Source organism: Vibrio eleionomae, from assembly GCF_009874545.1.
Classification (GTDB): domain Bacteria; phylum Pseudomonadota; class Gammaproteobacteria; order Enterobacterales; family Vibrionaceae; genus Vibrio; species Vibrio nitrifigilis.
In genome coordinates this window covers 28,921-48,310 of sequence record NZ_WEKT01000040.1, presented here as the reverse complement: position 1 = coordinate 48,310, position 19,390 = coordinate 28,921, and the positions used below count along the sequence as shown (strand labels likewise).

The 19,390-nt window shown below is 42.3% G+C and carries 13 protein-coding genes; 4 read left to right on the top strand and 9 right to left on the bottom strand.

Going from position 1 to position 19,390, the window contains the following annotated elements; genetic code table 11:
• Window positions 1–217 precede the first annotated feature (217 nt).
• From F9817_RS17265 to F9817_RS17255, 3 genes are all read left to right on the top strand, one after another.
• Window positions 218–1,516, top strand: coding sequence for a PepSY-associated TM helix domain-containing protein (locus tag F9817_RS17265; RefSeq protein WP_161157406.1), 1,299 nt, complete (start codon window positions 218–220; stop codon window positions 1,514–1,516).
• A gap of 399 nt (window positions 1,517–1,915) precedes the next feature.
• Window positions 1,916–3,526 (top strand): malate dehydrogenase (quinone), encoded by a 1,611-nt coding sequence (mqo, locus tag F9817_RS17260; RefSeq protein WP_161157405.1) that lies wholly within the window; start codon window positions 1,916–1,918, stop codon window positions 3,524–3,526.
• Between the two features lie 240 nt (window positions 3,527–3,766).
• Entirely contained in the window at window positions 3,767–4,867 is a 1,101-nt protein-coding gene (locus F9817_RS17255) for an oxidoreductase (RefSeq protein ID WP_161157404.1), read from the top strand.
• A gap of 72 nt (window positions 4,868–4,939) precedes the next feature.
• On the opposite strand, the gene F9817_RS17250 is transcribed toward F9817_RS17255, so the two are convergent.
• The gene (locus tag F9817_RS17250) at window positions 4,940–5,293 is read right to left on the bottom strand and encodes a hypothetical protein (RefSeq protein ID WP_161157403.1); all 354 of its coding nucleotides are present in this window, start codon (window positions 5,291–5,293) and stop codon (window positions 4,940–4,942) included.
• A 297-nt stretch (window positions 5,294–5,590) separates the two neighbouring features.
• Here F9817_RS17250 and F9817_RS17245 point away from each other — a divergent pair, with 297 nt between their 5' ends.
• Complete coding sequence (locus F9817_RS17245) at window positions 5,591–6,832, top strand: carboxylesterase family protein (protein ID WP_161157402.1); 1,242 nt, start codon at window positions 5,591–5,593, stop codon at window positions 6,830–6,832.
• Between the two features lie 67 nt (window positions 6,833–6,899).
• Here F9817_RS17245 and F9817_RS17240 read toward each other — a convergent pair whose 3' ends face one another.
• The 8 genes from F9817_RS17240 to F9817_RS17205 all read right to left on the bottom strand — a co-directional run bounded on the left by F9817_RS17240 (window position 6,900) and on the right by F9817_RS17205 (window position 19,350).
• The gene (locus tag F9817_RS17240) at window positions 6,900–7,391 is read right to left on the bottom strand and encodes a hypothetical protein (RefSeq protein WP_161157401.1); all 492 of its coding nucleotides are present in this window, start codon (window positions 7,389–7,391) and stop codon (window positions 6,900–6,902) included.
• Window positions 7,392–7,871: 480 nt separating this feature from the next.
• A complete protein-coding gene (locus F9817_RS17235) occupies window positions 7,872–9,584 on the bottom strand; it encodes an ABC-F family ATP-binding cassette domain-containing protein (protein WP_161157400.1) in 1,713 nt (570 codons plus the stop codon).
• 389 nt (window positions 9,585–9,973) lie between these two features.
• Window positions 9,974–10,738 (bottom strand): ferredoxin--NADP reductase, encoded by a 765-nt coding sequence (locus F9817_RS17230; protein ID WP_161157399.1) that lies wholly within the window; start codon window positions 10,736–10,738, stop codon window positions 9,974–9,976.
• A 112-nt stretch (window positions 10,739–10,850) separates the two neighbouring features.
• Window positions 10,851–11,717 (bottom strand): SDR family oxidoreductase, encoded by an 867-nt coding sequence (locus F9817_RS17225; RefSeq protein ID WP_161157398.1) that lies wholly within the window; start codon window positions 11,715–11,717, stop codon window positions 10,851–10,853.
• 146 nt (window positions 11,718–11,863) lie between these two features.
• Window positions 11,864–12,460: a hypothetical protein gene (locus F9817_RS17220; RefSeq protein ID WP_161157397.1), complete on the bottom strand. Its 597-nt coding sequence runs from the start codon at window positions 12,458–12,460 to the stop codon at window positions 11,864–11,866.
• 123 nt (window positions 12,461–12,583) lie between these two features.
• Window positions 12,584–13,543, bottom strand: a complete 960-nt coding sequence (locus F9817_RS17215) for a diguanylate cyclase domain-containing protein (RefSeq protein ID WP_161157396.1) — start codon at window positions 13,541–13,543, stop codon at window positions 12,584–12,586.
• The gene (locus F9817_RS17210; protein WP_161157395.1) at window positions 13,540–17,622 is read right to left on the bottom strand and encodes a PAS domain S-box protein; all 4,083 of its coding nucleotides are present in this window, start codon (window positions 17,620–17,622) and stop codon (window positions 13,540–13,542) included. Before F9817_RS17210 ends, F9817_RS17215 begins: the two co-directional genes overlap by 4 nt.
• 216 nt (window positions 17,623–17,838) lie before the next feature.
• A complete protein-coding gene (locus F9817_RS17205) occupies window positions 17,839–19,350 on the bottom strand; it encodes an EAL domain-containing protein (RefSeq protein ID WP_161157394.1) in 1,512 nt (503 codons plus the stop codon).
• Window positions 19,351–19,390: the final 40 nt, after the last annotated feature.

The window sequence follows — 19,390 nt, the reverse complement described above, 5'->3', positions numbered from 1 at the left end:
CCCCAATATCGCTATCGTTCTAGAGCCCCCCCGCCACACAATTTTGTATAACTAGGCCTCTAGCCTAGTCAGCATTAACTGGCACAGGTATCTCAATGGAATTTGAGACAGACCAACTCACCTAGCCACTTGGCTAGCATTCAATCAAATTGGCTTAACGACACTTTGATCAAAAGTGCCGTGATTTCGCCTATGCATAAATAATGAATCGCTCAAAATGAACCAGCACTCTGATTTGATAGCGTTTATACGCCGCCTACATTTTTATATTGGCTTTTTTATTGGCCCATTTATTTTTATCGCCGCCTTAACGGGCACCTTGTATGTACTAACACCACAATTGGAAGGTTGGGTGTATCATCATGAATTAACCGCCCCAGCTCAAGGCAAGGTTCAACCACTTAGCACACAAGTCAATGCAGCACTGCAGTCGCTTGATAAACCATTAACTATTAAGTCTGTTCGTCCGGCGCCTCAGCCCGGAGATACCACACGAGTACTCTTTCGTGACCCTACGTTAACAAAATATCAAGCCCGTACCGTGTTTGTTGATCCCGTATCGCTTGAAATACGTGGAACGTTAGCCAGTTATGGTACAAGTGGTGTATTGCCGCTGCGAATTGCCATTGATTTTATGCACAAAGATTTATTGCTTGGTGATGTCGGAAGGTATTACAGTGAATTAGCAGCCTCTTGGATGTGGATAGCCGCATTGGGTGGCACTATCTTGTGGTGGCGACAGAAGGCCCCCAAACGTCGCACTAAGTTCAACACCTATGCCCGTCATCGTCATAATCACAGCCGAATCGGTATATGGATAAGCCTTGGACTCCTGTTCTTTTCTGCAACGGGATTAACTTGGTCTAAATGGGCCGGCGCTAATATCGCCCAATGGCGTCACACCATCGGTTGGGTAACTCCTACTCCTAGCCGTCACATCCCACAGGCTAAAGCCGTACCAGTGACGATTCAAACGGAAAAGTTTGATGAAATACAGGCAACAGCGCGACATTTTGGTATTGATGCCAATAAAATTGAGATCGTTCCAGCCTACCAAAAGAACCAAGCATGGATGGTAAAAGAGATTGATCGTCGTTGGCCAACACAAGTCGATTCAGTCGCAATTAATCCACAAAATTTGTCAGTGATCAGCCATGCCGAGTTTGAGAAATTCCCTCTAGTCGCCAAGCTAATTCGCTGGGGTATCGATGCCCATATGGGCGTTCTTTTTGGCCTGATAAATCAGATCATTTTGGCTCTGTTTGGCATTTCTCTTTGCTGTATTATCGTTTTCGGCTACGCCATGTGGTGGAAAAAACGACCACAAGCCGGCAATGGTTTTACACCATTACGTCAAGCTTGGGCTCCACTTTCAATACCAATAAAGTGTCTGATTGCGTTAACAACTTTGGTATTAAGTTTGGCACTTCCAGTGCTTGGAATCAGCGTGATTTTATTTTGTGTTTTTGATGTTATTCGGTGGCAGTTAACGTCTGTTAGGGCTGAGCTAGTTTAATATCATGAGCTGTGACAAAAAAAGGCACATTAAGTGCCTTTTCTTATGTTAAGAATAAGTGATAAATATCGCATTTGTGGTGTGTGTCAATGTAAACAGCATTAATAAATTCGTAACCACTTGTTACTGGTTTTGATGGTGGTATATTGACTTGAAGTTCCTGCAGCAAATTTTGACGTAGAACAAAAAGCAGCAGTGAATTTACCCACATGAAACACAGACTCGATGCTCTTACTTCCTCCGAAACAACATCCGGCGGTTTTCATAGTTGAACATCATTATATTTAGCGATTGATTATTGCATCGCTTTTTGACGTGTGTCTTACGGGTAAGTTTGGACAAAAAAAGTAGCGGACAGGTTTAATTCGAACATTAGCAAGTGAAGAGATGTAATCCCCAATGAAAAATGTAACTGGTCATAATGGATTGAACCAGCAAGATTCTGACGCAAAGGAAGACGAGCTGGCAGACGTAGTTCTTATCGGTGGCGGCATAATGAGCGCAACCTTAGGAACTTTGTTAAAACAATTAGAACCTAATTGGAAAATTGAATTATTCGAACGACTAGGCGATGTTGCTCTCGAAAGTTCAAACGGCTGGAATAACGCTGGTACTGGTCATTCTGCGTTGGCTGAGGCTAACTACACCCCTGAACAGAAAGATGGTCAGATCAATATTGATAAAGCCATCGCTATTTATGAACAATTCCAAATATCTCGTCAATTTTGGGCCTATTTAACCGAGCAAGGTTGGCTGAATAATCCATCTGAATTTATCACCAGTGTCCCACACATGAGCTTCGTTTGGGGCGACGATAATGTGAACTTTTTACGCAAGCGTTATCAAGCACTTCACCGTAGCCCACTTTTTGATGGTATGGCTTACTCTGAAGATCCAGAACAAATTGCTTCATGGATTCCAGAAGTGATGGCTGGGCGCGATCCAAAGCAAACCATCGCTGCGACTCGTATGCGCATCGGCACTGATGTAAACTTCGGTGAACTCACTCGCCAAATGATCACCCAACTAAAAGATAGTGCTGGCTTTAACTTACATCTCAATCACGAAGTTCGCGATATTGAACGTTTAGCAGATGGCTCATGGTCGATAGCCGTTGCGGATGGTAACCAACATAACCAAGTTCGCATAGTTAAAGCCAAACATGTCTTCATTGGTGCCGGCGGCGCTTCATTACGCCTACTACAAAAATCTGGCATTCCTGAAGCGAAAAATTACGCAGGATTTCCAGTTGGCGGACAATTTTTAGTCACAACGAATCCTGACGTTGTGCAAGCACACAGCGCGAAAGTCTACGGCAAAGCTTCTGTTGGCGCACCACCAATGTCCGTACCACATATTGATACTCGAGTTATTGATGGTAAGCGTATGTTGTTGTTTGGGCCCTTCGCGAGCTTTTCCAGCAAGTTCCTTAAAAATGGTTCTCTGACCGACCTGTTCAAATCATTAACGCCATACAACATGGTTCCCATGGCTCAAGTTGGCGTACATAATTTCAACTTAGTCAAATACTTAGTTGGGCAACTACGTCAAAGCGATGCTGATCGTCACCAAGCACTGTGTGACTTTTTCCCACAAGCTAAAGCCAATGATTGGACACTATGCCAAGCAGGTCAACGCGTACAAATCATTAAAAAAGAGCCTGGGAAAGGTGGCCAACTACGTTTAGGTACCGAGTTAGTAAGTTCTAGCGATGGTAGTTTAACCGCGTTGCTCGGCGCATCACCTGGCGCATCGACTTCTGCTGCGATTATGCTTAATTTGCTTCAGCAATGTTTTGGTGAACAGATGGCAAGTGATTCATGGCAAAGCAAGATCCAAGAAATGATTCCATCATTTGGTCGTTCCTTGCATGATGATCCAGAACTCAACCAACAAGTTCTACGCCAAACCAGTGAGATACTGGGATTAGAGCACCATCTTGGCGAGCTTGATACTGCAGAAGAACAACCATCTGAAGCGCAACCTGACAGCCATATTCAATACGCTTAAAGCCTAGCTTTCTATACCTTATACCCAAGTAACCTTGTTACTTGGGTATAAACCATATCAATAGTATTTTGGGTTAATCATACTTAGTGGCAATAGTAGGTTTTTCTATCATTAAATTGGCAATCATCTCCCCCTTTATTCTTCTAATTTTATCCCCATATCTTCCTTAACAACTTACACAGAGTGACGGTTTCTTATGACTCTCTGTGGCTACTCACAAAATCTCTATAAGGAGGCGACGTGGCTCAGCTATTCACACCTATCTCATTTGGCCCACTGACAGCCAATAACCGAATCATCATTGCACCTATGTGTATGTACTCTGCTGAAAACGGAGTCGTAAGACCATGGCATGAGCAACACTACGGTACTCTTGCCCAATCCGGTGCAGGATTGCTTATTGTTGAAGCCAGCGCCGTTGCTCCTGAAGGACGGATATCCTACGCAGACGCAGGCATTTGGAACGAAGAATGCCAAACGGCATGGCAGCATGTCGTGGAAAATGTCGGCCGCTACTCCTCAACCCCGCTCGTAATGCAACTCGCCCATGCTGGTCGTAAAGCGTCAACAGACAAGCCATGGAACAACAATGGCGCGCCTATCGCACCAACAGATGAAAATGGCTGGCAAACAGTAGCGCCAAGCGCTGTTCCTTTCGCGGCAACAGATCCAACGCCTAGAGCATTAAACACCGACGAAATTGATACCATCATTAATCAGTTTGTTGCGGGTGCAAAACGCGCTCTAGCTGCTGGTTTTAAAGGCGTTGAAATTCATGCTGCTCATGGCTATTTATTGCATCAATTCCTATCTCCAATTAGTAACCAACGTAATGATGAATTTGGCGGCTCCCTCGAAAATCGGATGCGTTTAACATTGGCCGTATTTGATGCGATTAAATCAGCAGTGCCTGAAGAGTTTATGGTGGGTATTCGTATTAGTGCCACAGACTGGGCAGACAACGGTTGGGATGTGGAACAAAGCATCGAGTTGGCAAAAGCATTAGATAAACGCGGTTGTCACTATATTCACGTATCTAGCGGTGGTTTAACTGAGCATCAGCAAATCCAGGTTGGCCCGAACTACCAAGTCCCCTTCTCCGAGCAAATTAAAGCAGCAGTTGAAATGCCGGTCATTGCCGTTGGTCTTATCACTGATGCGAAGCAAGCAGAACAGATTCTTATAGAAGATAAAGCCGACGCGATAGGCTTAGCTCGTGGCATTTTATATGACCCACGTTGGCCATGGCATGCAGCGGCAGAATTAGGCGCGACCATTTCGGTGAGCCCACAATACTTGCGCTGTCAGCCTCATGGATTAAAAGAGCTACTGACACGCTAATTAATGGATTCTTAGGACAAGACTCTCAGGTTACTGAGAGTCTTTTTATCTATGAAACAACCCAACCACTGACTAGTTGAGCTGACGATAAATCTGGCAAAGGCTGTTTTTCAACAGCTGTTGGTAGGGCTGACCACAACGAGACCTAAATCCCTTTTTCTGCTCGGTTTTATATTCAGACAAACGCAATAAAACAATATACTCTTCAAACATGGACGCTACTTTGTAATATTGTTTGTGTGACAATACATCTTGTAGGCTTTCAAGCTCTAGCAATGTGATACGGTGAGTCGGTGATGAAAAATCACGAGTTCGTAAACAACTGATTATTTTACTTCTGATAGAAGAAACGGCAAAACTTGCCTGCTTTTTCTTACTACCCATTAACCAGCCAATACTCATCGAAACCGCAGCTAAAACTGTCATAGCAACTCCCAAAACAGTGAAAGTTAAACTCATATTTTGAGCATAGCAGTGGTTTGTGACAGTCTAAATTCAAGTTGCCAAAGTATGATATAGATCACTTATAAATGAATAAAACTGTGAGCAATTATGACAGCATTTTGAAAAAAAAGTGGAAGTTATTCACGTCAGAAAAGAGTATGATCGACTTTAAATTTAAGTAATTAAATTGAACATTAATATTAGATTAAACAAGCAGTTATTATAGTTTTATCAGTTTCATCTTATGTTAATGCTCATCAACACCCATGAGACACCTCAATGTTACGTATTTTATCCATCATTCTAGGAATCAGTTTAGTTCTAACTGGTTGTGTCCAAACGAATAATAAGGCCACCCCATCATCCGATGAATTAGCGATACAGCAAGTCAACGCCAATATGTATATTGGTGACTTTGGTAAACGCTTAGATAGTTTGACCTATGAATTCCAACACCCGGTCAATATAAATCATTTCGAAGGAATGCGCTTTATCGTCCATGCGATCTTTAGTGCCACAAATGACACTCCATCGACGGTATCCAAAGCCATCAAGGTGACAAGTGTTAAAGTCCATGGGAAAAGTCTTACGATCGGTTTATCAGACTTTGATACACAAAACTTGGAGCGTCTCCAAATCGACAGTTCCGTTAAGGCTCTCAGCACTTATCAATTGAACTACTACACTAAGATTCGTACTGTTGATGAATTCAAACACCACACCTTTACAGCAAAAGATGGTACAACACTTTCATATTGGCTCTACCTACCCAATAGTCAATCACCGACTCCGCTTATGGTGTGGGAACATGGTGGAGGTGAAGTGCTCAAATCGTCTTATCTACGTGCTAACTTAGAAGCGAATCGCGGTGCCACCACTTGGATAGAGCACCACGAAAAAACAGCGGTTTTGTCGGTTCAATATCCAGAAAATTACAGTTTTGGTATTGCTGATGTTCCCGACCAATTTGAACAAATGCAGCGTTATAACACAGCAAAGTATGAACTCATCCAAACTCTTATTAAGAGTGGTGAAGTCACACCAAACCGCGTTTATATTTCAGGAGCATCTTCTGGCGGTGGCGCAGCTTTACGCTTCATCATGCAATATCCAAAACTGTTTGCTGCCGCGCTGGTGATTGCACCAAAAGATACGATCGTCCCATTGTCAGATCGTTATGATTTAGCATACAAATTTAATGCGGGCCCAAATGCGTTACGTTTGAGCCAAGCCGAATATGAATCAAGCTATCAGGAAATGGAAAACGCACTTTCTGACAGCGATATTACCTCAGTACCAATGTGGTTCGCGCATGCTCTCAACGATCATATCTGTACACGTTACACCTCGACGATGATGTACGATATTTTGAAACGTAAAGGGGCGAAAAACATCCATATCACCTTATATAGTGATGACATTATGCGTGCTTATAACACACCTTATAATCATTTTTCTTGGGTACCAACACTGGATAATGCCCGGATTATTAATTGGGTTTATGCACAGCGTCGTCCATAAATTGAATAAAAAAAGAGCCGCAATCAGATTGCGGCTCTTTTTTATGAATTACTAGTACTGACTAGAATTAAACGCCAGCGCGTTTTAACAAGCCAGCCATTAAAGGTGAACTTGCTTTCACTTGCTTAGATTTTTTCGTCAGTGTGTTAGCTAGGCCAGTATCGCCAATATTTTTTGCGATGTGAGCCATAGAGTGATAGAAACTCGTTGCCGATTTCTTTTGGCTAACTTGCTGAAGTGGCGTTAATAGTTTCGCCATATCATTACCGCTCATACCTTGTTTAGTCGCGTAAGCTTCTACAGAATCGAGCAGCTTATCTAAATCGACCATTGCTTCGGTATTTTCAGTAGTACCAAGCTTTTTCATCTCTTTCATGTTACGGCGGCGAATTTGCGCAATAACAAAACGTGGTGTATTCAGTTTTTTCACCACAAAATAACCAGCAGCAATCACTAAAATGATACCGCCAATTGAATACCCCCAGCCGGAATTTAACGTGTCTAACACGGTTTGCATTACAGGCGTGGTATCGGCTACGTTTGTTGATACATCAGACATCAATCATTCCAACCTTAAAATTCTTTAAATAGTTCGTCCAACAATTTAAATTGCTTTGGATATAGCGACAATGCGTTAAATCAGAAGTCAGCAATTTAATTTGACTGTTTTTCCCATTACAGTGGGAGTGGCAACGAAAGGCCATTGCATTGAGCAATCACTTATTCGCTACAACTTCGACTATAGAGGGCTTATCCAGTGTCCAACACATTGGTGATTAATACATAAAAATATTATTAATCAGCTCAAAAAGAGAGTTCAGCCTCTAAATGACGACCTCCTTACGTTATATGGGGACACACTCTAACAAATCCAATTGAAAAACCCAGATTATTAGTATTAAACAACGATATTGTTGTCAGTAAACATAAGGTTTTTCGACCTAGGCGGTCTATTATCCATAACTTGAGTACTAGAAACAAATTTAGTCGCCCATTACGAACAAAAATAGGCCCCGAGGAATAGCCTCGGGGCGCTAGTTTAAAGGATTTTATTGACGATTTGTTCAATTTCTTCTTGCCAGCGTTGCTGGTTTCGCACTTTTTGATGACGTGGTTTCCGTTTTAAGTCATCGGCTAATCGCTGTTCTAATTCAACTAAACGTACCAGAAGTGCTTCTTCATCAACGAGTTCATGGTCAGGCTGATTTATGTTGTCATGCGATTCACTAGGCTTACTGGACGCTTTAACCGCTGTATCTAGGTGGGAATAAGCTTCGTTAACGTCTAAATATTCACATAACTTGTTATCAACAATAACCCAGAACCGAGTACAACAGGTTTCAATGAGTCGGCGATCATGACTGACCAACAAAACACCACCGGCAAAATGCAATAAGGTATCGGCAAGTTGTTCTTTACCCTCTAAATCAAGGTGGTTAGTCGGTTCATCAAGCATAAGAAGATGATATTGAGCCAACGACAATCCTGTAAACAACAATCTCGCTCGCTCACCGCCACTTAATTCACTGACCATTTGCTGGTGTCGTTCATAAGTAAAACCAGCATTAATCAGCGCTTGCTTACGAACATCATCACTGACATTAGTAAATGGTCGTAGAGCGTTATTTAATGACGCCTCACTATTTACTTGCTGTAACGATTGATCATAATAACCAATTCGACATTGGTTATGCAGGCTGATCTCATCAATCATGGGTTGTTGATAGTGCTGATATAAATGACGTAATAGCGTTGATTTTCCGCAACCATTTGCGCCCATGATAGCAATCCGATCACCACTTTTAACCTGCATAAAAGGAGCGATAAACAGTGGAATACAGCTCTGCTCAGCACAAACATTCCACGTAGAAAATTCAACTAAACGATTCGCGGGCAAAGCACTACCTTTTAACGATAATATCCACGGCGTACCATCACTTAACTCAGTTTGCTGCTCGATTAAACGCGTTTTACGCCGTTGCATGGTTTTTGCTTTTCGAGCTAAGTCTTCGTTATCGTAGGTTTTACCCCATTGAGCCAACCGTTTTGCACTTTGATCAAGGCGCTCAATTTCTTTCTGTTCACTAGCAAAACGTTGTTCGTCCGCGCAATCCTTGGCAGCTAACTGCTCTCTTGCTTGTGAGCAGGGTAAATCATAATAATACAGCGAGGAATCACGCATAATCCAAGTGGAATTAGTCACCTTGTCTAGCAACACATCGTCGTGTGAAACCAAGACAAAACTGCCCTTCCATTGGGATAAAAATGATTCTAACCACAACATCGAGGGAAGATCTAAATGGTTACTTGGTTCATCAAGTAACAATAAATCTGGCTTTGTAATCACAGCCCTTGCCAGTAGTAAACGTATTTGCTGTCCACCGCTAAGTTGGTTTACAGTACGTTGATACTCGGCTTCGGCAAAACCTAAATCCGCTAATAGACACTCAGCTTGCCAGTGGTCAGTCGCTAATAAACGTTCTTGTAACGCTTCTAATACTGTACTTTGTAGAAGGTTTGCAGGTAAAGATTGTTCTACATATCCCAATAAGCAACGTTGTGACACTGAAACCTGACCTAGAGTTGCTTCTTGGCGACCACTTAATACTTTGATCAAGGTACTTTTACCGCAACCATTATGGCCAATTAGACCAATCTTTTCTCCTTGCGAGATAGTGACGCAAAGATCATTAAACAGCGGAGCATGGGAATAACAAACAGTTAATTGTTGGGTGGTTAAATAGGTACTCATAATAAACTCAAGAATTTTAGGCGTAAGCGCCCGTTGTCATTTGCTGACAATAATTCTCTGAGCTCGAGGGAAAGGAACTCTATGGGCCAATTTCTAGACGAAATAGGCTAAATGATCATGACATTTTCGCTCAAGCTGAGATTATCGCAGCGCGATATTACAAACTCTTGAGCGGCATTTAGTGCCATAAAAGTGTGGATTAATTTTACGAGTCCACAATAACATACAGAACGCCTCCTTATTTTTCATTACTATCGGTAAATCAAGTATATACATAAGTGACCTCAAGATACAGAGGTCAGAGCCTAATCGACGAACAGCGTTCAAGAAGCGCAACTGGTCGACCCAATCAGATTCATCTCACGCTCTCTTTTTAAATGACTCACTCACTACCAATAATTTTCGTAACTAAAATGACCAGGTTTGCGACGTAAATGCTTACGCAAACCTCTATTCTTTAACACTCGGTTGGTGTCACGGATCATGTCAGGGTTACCGCACAAATAAATAAAGCTTTTGTCCCCTTCGATAGTTAACCCGGCCGTTGTTTCTAGAACACCAGATTCAATGAGTGCGGGAATGCGGCCGCTTAAAGCTCCGTCTACTTTTTCTCGTGAGACAATGGGTATGTAGTGTAAACGCCCCGCATAACGTTCCTGCAACTGATGAATATGATCGCGATAAACCAATTCTTTTTGCTTACGCACTGCATGAACTAACACGATGTTTTGATACGGCATTAAATGATCCTCTAGCATGGCTAAGTAAGGGCCAATTCCAGTCCCTGTTGCTATCAACCATAGCTCTTGAGCGTCTGGACGGATTTCTTCTGCTGTCATAAATCCAGACGGCTTTTCACCGACATAAACCGTGTCGCCAATATTAAGTCCATACAGTTTATTGGATAGTTCACCGTCAGGAACGGTAATAATTAAGAATTCCACTTGCGCAGTAGAAGGATGAGGGCGAGAGGGAGGATTGACGATTGAGTAGGCGCGACGAACCCACTCTCCTTGCTGATTACATAAACCCAGTTTGGTGAACTGCCCTGCAATATATGGGGCCACAGGCGCTTGAATTGTCAGTGAAAATTCGTTTTCAGTCCAGTCAATACGGTGGGTCACTTTCCCGGCCACTAAACTATGTGGATGCATATTAAACCTCCTCATATGGTGACAATTTAGGCTAACACGGCTAAAGACGTATCTCAAATCAGTGGTTAGCGTATAGAAAAAAGCCGAGCTTAAGCTCGGCTACCTATTCGATCTATTTGCTGGGCTGACTATGATGCATATGTCGATAGTATTCTTCTAAGCGGTGTTGCCCTTTCGGTGGTGCTAACATGTCTCTAGACATGACCGTCATAAAAAACTCCAATGGACCATATGTGGAGCGACTGGTAAAAAAGCGTGACATTCCCAATAACATGCCACGAGACCAGCTTGGAATATAAGTAATACGTGGCTCTTTACCTGCGTATTTAAACGCCAATTCAGCGATCTCTTTATGGGTCATTTGATCCGGGCCACCAGCAGTAATATGCATGCGAGGCGCATCTATGGCATCGACACAAATTTGCGCCATATCGGCACCATGGATTGGGTTAGACTTTAACTGACCGCCATCAAACAAAAACACCCGGCCATTTTCCGCCATATGATAAAGATCATCTAAATCACAAAACAATCCGTTCGGGCGAATCACTGAATACTCTAGTCCCGAGTTTTTCAGTTCATCAACAAACTTTTCTTTGGCTGCGCATACCGATACTTTGCGCAACTTATCTCCATCAAGCACGGAAACATAAATAAATTTACGCACCCCACTTCTTTTTGCTTCCTGCAATAAATTTAAATTGGCTTGAAAGTCTACATCCATATAGCTTAAGCCATCATTTTGGCGAGTAATGCCAATGGTGGAGATTACCGTATCAACGCCATCACAACACCCACTGATGGTATTCAGCTCAGTGACTTCTCCCACGTAAAGTTGATCAGGATTCAGTCCCTTCTGCTGAAGTTTTTCTACATCGCGAACTAATGCCCTAAGTTGAAAGTTACGCTCTTGTAGCTCTCTTGCTACATAGCTGCCTAAATAGCCTGTGGCACCTGCCAGTAAAACCGTCTTTGCCATGGTGTTACCTCATGATCCATCAATAGTGACTCGTCTTCCTAGTAAGTCACAACGTTTCCTTGAGTGCAGCACGATGTGTGCAAACCAACTTTTCAATATCTCAATCTAGCGGGCGTCGAAAAAATATGCAACTTTATTCTTTGATCTTAATTCAAATCATTAGAATCACAATCGAGAGAGATAAAGACATTTTTACTGCCGTTATATACCTGTTGCATACCAACTGAAATTCTTTTATCACTTGTGCCTCGTGGTGCAAGCACTACTTTTTCGTTATTTGCGAGTGACTTATATTGATTGCATTGACCTGGAGACTTGATTGAAATAGTACTCACATGAACGCGGCTAAGCTGTTGCCAATTTCGCGTAGAGACTCGGCTAAGTACTACATCGAGATCTTTATTATTCAACGATGAAAAATTACTTACATAGACATCATTCAATAGCATATCCCGCAAGCTAGTGATTCGATTGATAGCGCCTAAGTCCTTAATTTCACCACCACTTAGCACGAGAGATTTTAATGCGGGTAACTGTTGGATACCTTTTAATGACAATGCACCTTTAAATGCGCATTGGAGATATTCTAATTGATCAGCACTGCTGACATGTGCCTCTTTCGCCATATAAGATACGCACTGTTCGAGCTTTGCATCTTGGAAGTGAAGTTGATCGATCGGAGTTTGATTCGCACCACTTGGTTGAGCAAATAGCATCGATACAATCAATAGTGGAGTTTTCACCGGGCTAGTCCTTATTCATACTTACCCAATAAACTTAGCAAATAAGGGACTGTAGAAGGTAATATCTAGGTAAAAATGCTAATTGGAATGTTCAATCGCAGAATATTTCGTCAATAACCGCGCTTAATTATCTTTCGTTTCCGTTTCACAAAATATCGACGTGCGATTACGACCATGTTGCTTACTGACATATAGCGCTTGATCGGCATACAAGAGTAATTGTTCTGCGGTTATGGCAGCACTAGGCACGACAAACGCTTGTCCGATACTCACTGTAACCACCTTGGCAGCGTCGGAAGATTCATGTTCAATATTCAAATCTCGGACTGCTTGTAAAATATTATTCGCGCAGATAGTTGCCCCTTCTTCATCAGTAAATGGCAATAGGCAGCAAAATTCTTCGCCGCCGTAACGACAACAAATATCTGACGTGCGACGCACTGATGACTGCAACGCTTTTCCTACCAATTTCAGACATTCGTCCCCAGCAATATGCCCATAGGTATCGTTATAACGTTTGAAATAATCAACATCCACCATCAGCAAAGCAAGCGGCTTATGCTCTCTTTGACATAGGTTCCAATCACCTTTTAATGCCTGATCGAAACGGCGCCGATTGGCTAAGCCCGTTAGGCCATCAATCAATACCATATCTCGCATGATGTCCATTTGCAGCTTAAGCGTCAGGTGGGTCATGACTCGAGCTCGCACAATCAGTGGGTTAAAAGGTTTGGTAATGAAATCCACCGCCCCCACTTCAAAGCCATGAGCCTCGACGTTATCTTCCGTTTCGGCCGTCACAAATATAATTGGAATATCCAGAGTTAATGGATCTTGATTGAGTAACCGACAGACCTCATAGCCGTCCATTTCAGGCATTACGATATCGAGTAAGATAATATCTGGTTGCTGCGCCCTTGCTTGCTCAATGGCTTGTCCGCCACTGGTGGCCATAACCACATCGAACTCATCTTTAAATATTTCGTTTAGCGCTCTAATGTTGATGGGCTGATCATCAACGATCAACAAAACCGGTCTGCGCTTATCGCGCCTAAATTGTTCGAGAAACTCGAGACGTTTCATAAACTCTCCCTTACCGGCCCAATATAAGCCTGTGCTTGCACAAAATCTAAATCATCAACCGCCTTGTGTAGCGCACTGATATGCTTATTATTCGGGTACTGTTGACTGAGCGTATCAACTAAAGATAGAGCATTCATATTGTTCATTGCCAAATTATTTTCTAATTCATCCAATAATAGGGCCACATCCAACGCTTCTTCTTCATGAGTGTCTCGTTGTTCTTGTTCATCACCAAGTAATGCCGCCAACATCGAATGTTCATCTCGAGCCATCTTGAGGAGAGAATCCGCAAAACCCACTTTAAACAGTGCCGTTCCATTCTGGTCTAAATCTAACTGTTTCGCTTGCTTTTCTATATCGATGATAGATCGATACAGTTTGTCTAATCCCGCGGTTCCTGCCGAACCTTTTATAGTATGTAAACTCGCCATCACTTGCTGCCATTGGCGATGCTCTATCTGATCCTGTAACTCAACCACCAAGTCATCAAATGATTCCATAAATCGGTTTAAAATAGAGCGATACAGCGCTTCATTTCCACCAAATCTCTGGATCACCGCATCAATTGAACTCCCGCCATGAGAAACTTTTGTCATTTTCTCACTCTGCAGGCCAATATTTTTTGCAATTACATGAATCACTGTGGTGAAATCAAGTGGTTTACCCAAATGATCATTCATACCCGCGTTGAAACAAGCTTCACGATCTTCCGGGCTCACATTCGCAGTCATCGCCACTATAGGCAATTGCTGATATTCCTCACGTTCACGAATTTTTCGAGTTGCCGTTAATCCATCCATATTGGGCATTTGCATGTCCATCAACACCAGATCAAAATGGCGGTGATTGGCAAATAAGATATCGATGCCTTTTTTACCATCCTCTGCCAAATACACTTGTGCACCAGCACTTTCGAGTAATTCAGTCGCAACTTCTTGATTAAACGTATTGTCTTCCACCAATAAGATGTTCAATCCGGATAGCGGCAATGGCTCATCATGCTCTTCAGATTCTATATCAGCACTTGCAAGAGCGCGATTTTCTAATACATCAAGCACGCTATTAAACAGCTGATGTGGCGTTACCGGTTTTGACAACACCAAATTAAATGGAGTCCCTTCTTCTACAACAGGCAAATCCCCCTGACTCGCCGCACTAATCAATATAATCTTTGGTGGATGAGGCTCCATAAAAGCATGAATATGTTTAGCAACATCAACGCCATTCAAATCAGGCATTAACCAATCCAGCAATACACACGCAAAAGGATCGTTTTTCTGTACCGCACGCTTAATCGCATCAAACGTCTCTTTACCCGACGTGGCAGACTCCACCCTCGCGCCTAGCCGAACCAGCGTATCCGCTGCCATCATTCTGGCGACCTCATTATCATCGACGACCAAAATCTTCGGTGCATTTTCAAACAACTCAGGTTGCCAATGTATGTTGTTATTAACAGGAAGTGTCACGGTAAAGTAGAACTCACTCCCCTCACCCAAACGACTTTCTAATTTTAAGTCTGCTCCCATTAGATCTAATAAGCGCCGACAAATAACCAGGCCAAGGCCTGTACCGCCATAACGCCGAGTGATTGACGCTTCTGCTTGCGTAAACCCTTCAAAAATTTTCTGTTGCTGTTCAGGGCTAATACCAATACCACTATCACGAATCCCAATTCGAATCGTTGCTTGACCATTTTGGTAGGCGTGTAACCGCGTGTTAACAACAACTTCACCCACGTCAGTAAATTTAATCGCATTACTAATTAAATTGAGCAAAACCTGTTGTAATCGTAATTCATCACCAATGAGGTGATACGGTACGGTTTCATCTAAATCGAACAAAAGTTCAATGGATTTGTCTCGCAAATTTCCAGACATCACCACAGCCAGATGTTCCATTAATCCATTAAAATTAAAGGGATGTGGGTCTAACTCAAGTTTGCCAGATTCAATTTTTGAATAGTCAAGAATATCGTTAAGTAGACTAAGCAAAGAGGTAGCAGCAATTTTGGCTTTTGACGCAAAATCATACTGTTTTTGGCTCAATGACGTTTTGAGTAAGAGTTGCAGCATACCCAGGACCGCATTCATCGGGGTGCGAATTTCATGGCTCATATTGGCCAAAAACATAGATTTTGCTTGGTTCGCCGCATCTGCAGACTCTTTCGCATCCTTTAATGCCTGTTCGGCTTTCTTCTGCTCAGTAATATCCGCAGCGATCCCCAAATAACCGACAATATCTCCTTGATTATCACGCATAGCGCTGACAACCAAATTAATCGGGAATCGGTGCCCATTAGAATCGATGTAGGTCCATTCCGAGGATTCCGACCGATTCTCTTTTGCCTTGGTTAAAAAGACATCGATGCCTTCAATCGGACGACCATGAATACGCGACAATTCTTCACCTCGTTCTTTCACCTCTTCTATATCATGGAAGATGACTGGGTATTCCTTATCAACAACCTCTTCTGCTTTCAGCCCCAACATCAACTCTGCGCCATGATTAAAAAGCTTAATCAGACCGGTCGTATCAGTAGCCACAATCGCGTATTCGTAGGCGGCAGAAAGAACATTAGACAGTAAGACATTGAGCTCTTCTAACTCTGCGGTGCGTTGGGCAACTTGCTGTTCTAGGTTGGCATTGAGCTCGCGAATTTTGTTTTCAGCCGCCTTTTGCATTGAGATATCACGCACGGTTTTTGCGGCACCAACGACTTCCCCCTTAAAGTTCAAAATTGGAGATACCGTGGCAGAAACAGGAAATTCAGCGCCATCCTTACGATGTCGAATACTTTCAAAAGCAGCGATGGTTTCACCGTTAGTGATCCGACTTAAAATATCATCTTCTTCATATTGCAACCGTTCAGGTATCACTAACTCTTTTAGCAGTCTCCCTATGGCCTCTTCTCGCTTATAACCAAATATCTTTTCTGCTCCTGCGTTCCAGCTAATAATTCTCCCCTCCAATGTTTTGCCAATAATGCCATCGGCTGAGCTTTCTACGATGGCATGTAATTTTGTTTGCTCATGGATAAGACGAGAACGATTAGCTCGCTGAGTGGTGAACATGCCAACGACTAATGCTAAGAGAATACTCATTGACAACCCGATACTTAAAGTCGCGGCAGGAGAGTGAAGGTGTAAGCTGGAAATATAGGCGGGTGTAACCGACAACTCCAAACGCCAGTTTCTGCCCATTATGTCTAACTCTTGCTCCTGACGATAATCGCCTTTCCCCTTACTATTACTGTAAAAAGGCTCGGCATCGGGCGCCTCAGTAACGTCAGTAATCGAAAATATCAACTTTTCTGGATGGGGGATGATATCTTGCAACACGTTAGACAAGTTCAATGGCGCGCTAATCCAACCAAACCCTTTCTCTAAACGCTGCTCTTTGTTTAATGGAATCACCCCACCTTTATAAAGTGGCAGTAGAATGAGTAGAGAATCAATTTGCCCACCTGGGTTAGTAATAAGACGGATCGGCGGTGTGATTTGCGTTTTCCCTTCGATCAGTGCTTTATTGGCCGTTTTACGCCGTTTGGGCTCCGACGCAATATCAAAACCAATTGCTTCAGAATTCACCTCATAAAACTCAGGTTCCATATATTGCACAATATACGAATCACCAAAATTAGGAGCATATTGATTGATTTTGAAATTGGGTTTACCGTCTGATTTTGCTTTCGCTAGAAATGCTTTTACCTCATTGCGAGGTACTCGTCGAATAAAGCCAAACCCCCTCGCTCCAGGGAAAAATTCATCAAGGTTTAATGTGGTACCAAACTGATTTATTTCTGCACGCGTTACATCCACACCACCACCAGACAAAATAGCAGTGCGTGCTTCCATCAAACCATAGCGATACAAGCTAAAGCGTTCGGAGACTGATGCATATAACTGATCAAATTTCTCATCAACCGATTCTTTAATGTGGTTTTGATTAGAAGACATAATTAGTTGATCAACAACAATAGTAGCGATTATTCCTACCAGAAAGACGATCAATGCCAAACGATACCGGGAATAGAATGAACCAGCTGACTTAAACTGAGTTGCAGAGATGCCTTCCATATAACTCCTGCATGATCAATAAAATAAATCGACGCTCCCTAAATATGTTAATAAATCCCAGCTAATTGATAATAAAGAGAGCCTCGTAAGTACTTAACATTTTTCGATGTACCACCCAAAGGTCGCGCTTAAAGCAACACCGATGCCGAAGGGTGTTTAATTAGTGTAGACGGTAATTCTCCACCTACATCGCAATTACTGATCAACAAAATAGATCTAAGGCTCAGAGACAAACTTTTTATCACTGTTTAACAGCCACTGTTGAATAAATTCATTCAAGACAATGGGTTTACTGAACAAATAGCCCTGATAATAATCCACGCCATTTTTTTCTAAGTATTCTTTCTGTTGTTGGTTCTCGATGCCCTCAGCAATGGTGGGAATTTCTAAACGTCGAGATAAATCGAGCAAGTTGTTAACGATATTATTTGACGTTGTATCTTTGCCGATTAAATCGATAAATTGTTTATCAATTTTGATATAACTGATTTTAAACATTTGCAAATAAATCAAACTAGAGTGACCTGTACCAAAGTCATCAATCGAAAAACGAACTCCCGCTCGGTATAAATCGTTATAGATATCTCTAACTCTTTCATCTTCAAAAATCTGTTCACGCTCAGTCAGCTCTAAAATAAGCTTAATGTTAGGGTTATGCACCTCACGATAAAAACTCAGGGCGTCATCAACAATACGGCGATTTAATAATTGCTGACCACACAAGTTAAATGACAAATGCAAAGGATTCGCAATATGTTCAAGACAACCTTTAAGCTGTTCACTCACTTGTGAAAATAACGAATGACATAACCCTGAGGCTAATTGGGCTTTTTCCAGCAAATCAATAAATTCGTACGGGCCAATCACCCCCTTTTTAGGATGATGCCACCGAACTAACACCTCGCCCCCTTTCAACTTACCATCATGAGTCACAACAGGTTGAACATAGGCTTTGAGTTGCCCTAGTTTGATCGCATGGCGTAACTCTCTTGCCAGATATTTGGGCTGACTAATAAATTTATAAAATTGATAACAGATCAAGGCTGGCACAAGGATTGAAAACAGCAGCGTTAGCAGTAGCTCAGTTGCTATGGTCGAAATCATTAATGTCCATTGATAATCGGTATGGATGGCATAGGAATAAGAAGAGGATCTGACACTAATCCCATCAACAATACCTTCCTGCCCCAAATCACTCGCAGGTAATTCCAACCCATCGGCTACGAGATGAAAATGAACATAGTCTGGTTGAATTTGGAGCTGGTCTAACACGTAATAGATATTGAGTTCGGCAGTCGTATCTCCAATGCGATAATAGAGCGCTTTGGTCGATATAAAGCCTTTATCGACAAACAAAGACGCGGTATTTTGTGGGTGGATAGGAAACGTGCTGAATCCATCAATAGTGTTGCAATAGCCATCTTTCCATTTTACTTCCATCGAAAGTCCACTAGGAATGCTTAACGTTCTAATCGTCATCATTCTTTGTACACCAGAACAGGGAACGTTCGAATAATGGCCGATATAACGAGCGGCTTCATCTACGTGTTCTAATACGGAATCAATGTGCTGAATAATATTACTGATATTATGTTTAACTTGGCGTTCAATATCTTTTCTCATCACCTGATAGGCTAAGATAGTAGACAGTGCGACCAATACTATATACACGAAGTAAGTCGCCATTCGTGCTTTAAATAGTCGTCTAGATTGATATCGTGTTGTCATACAACTGCTATCCTACTGGCCCAACATAAAGTGAAATGAC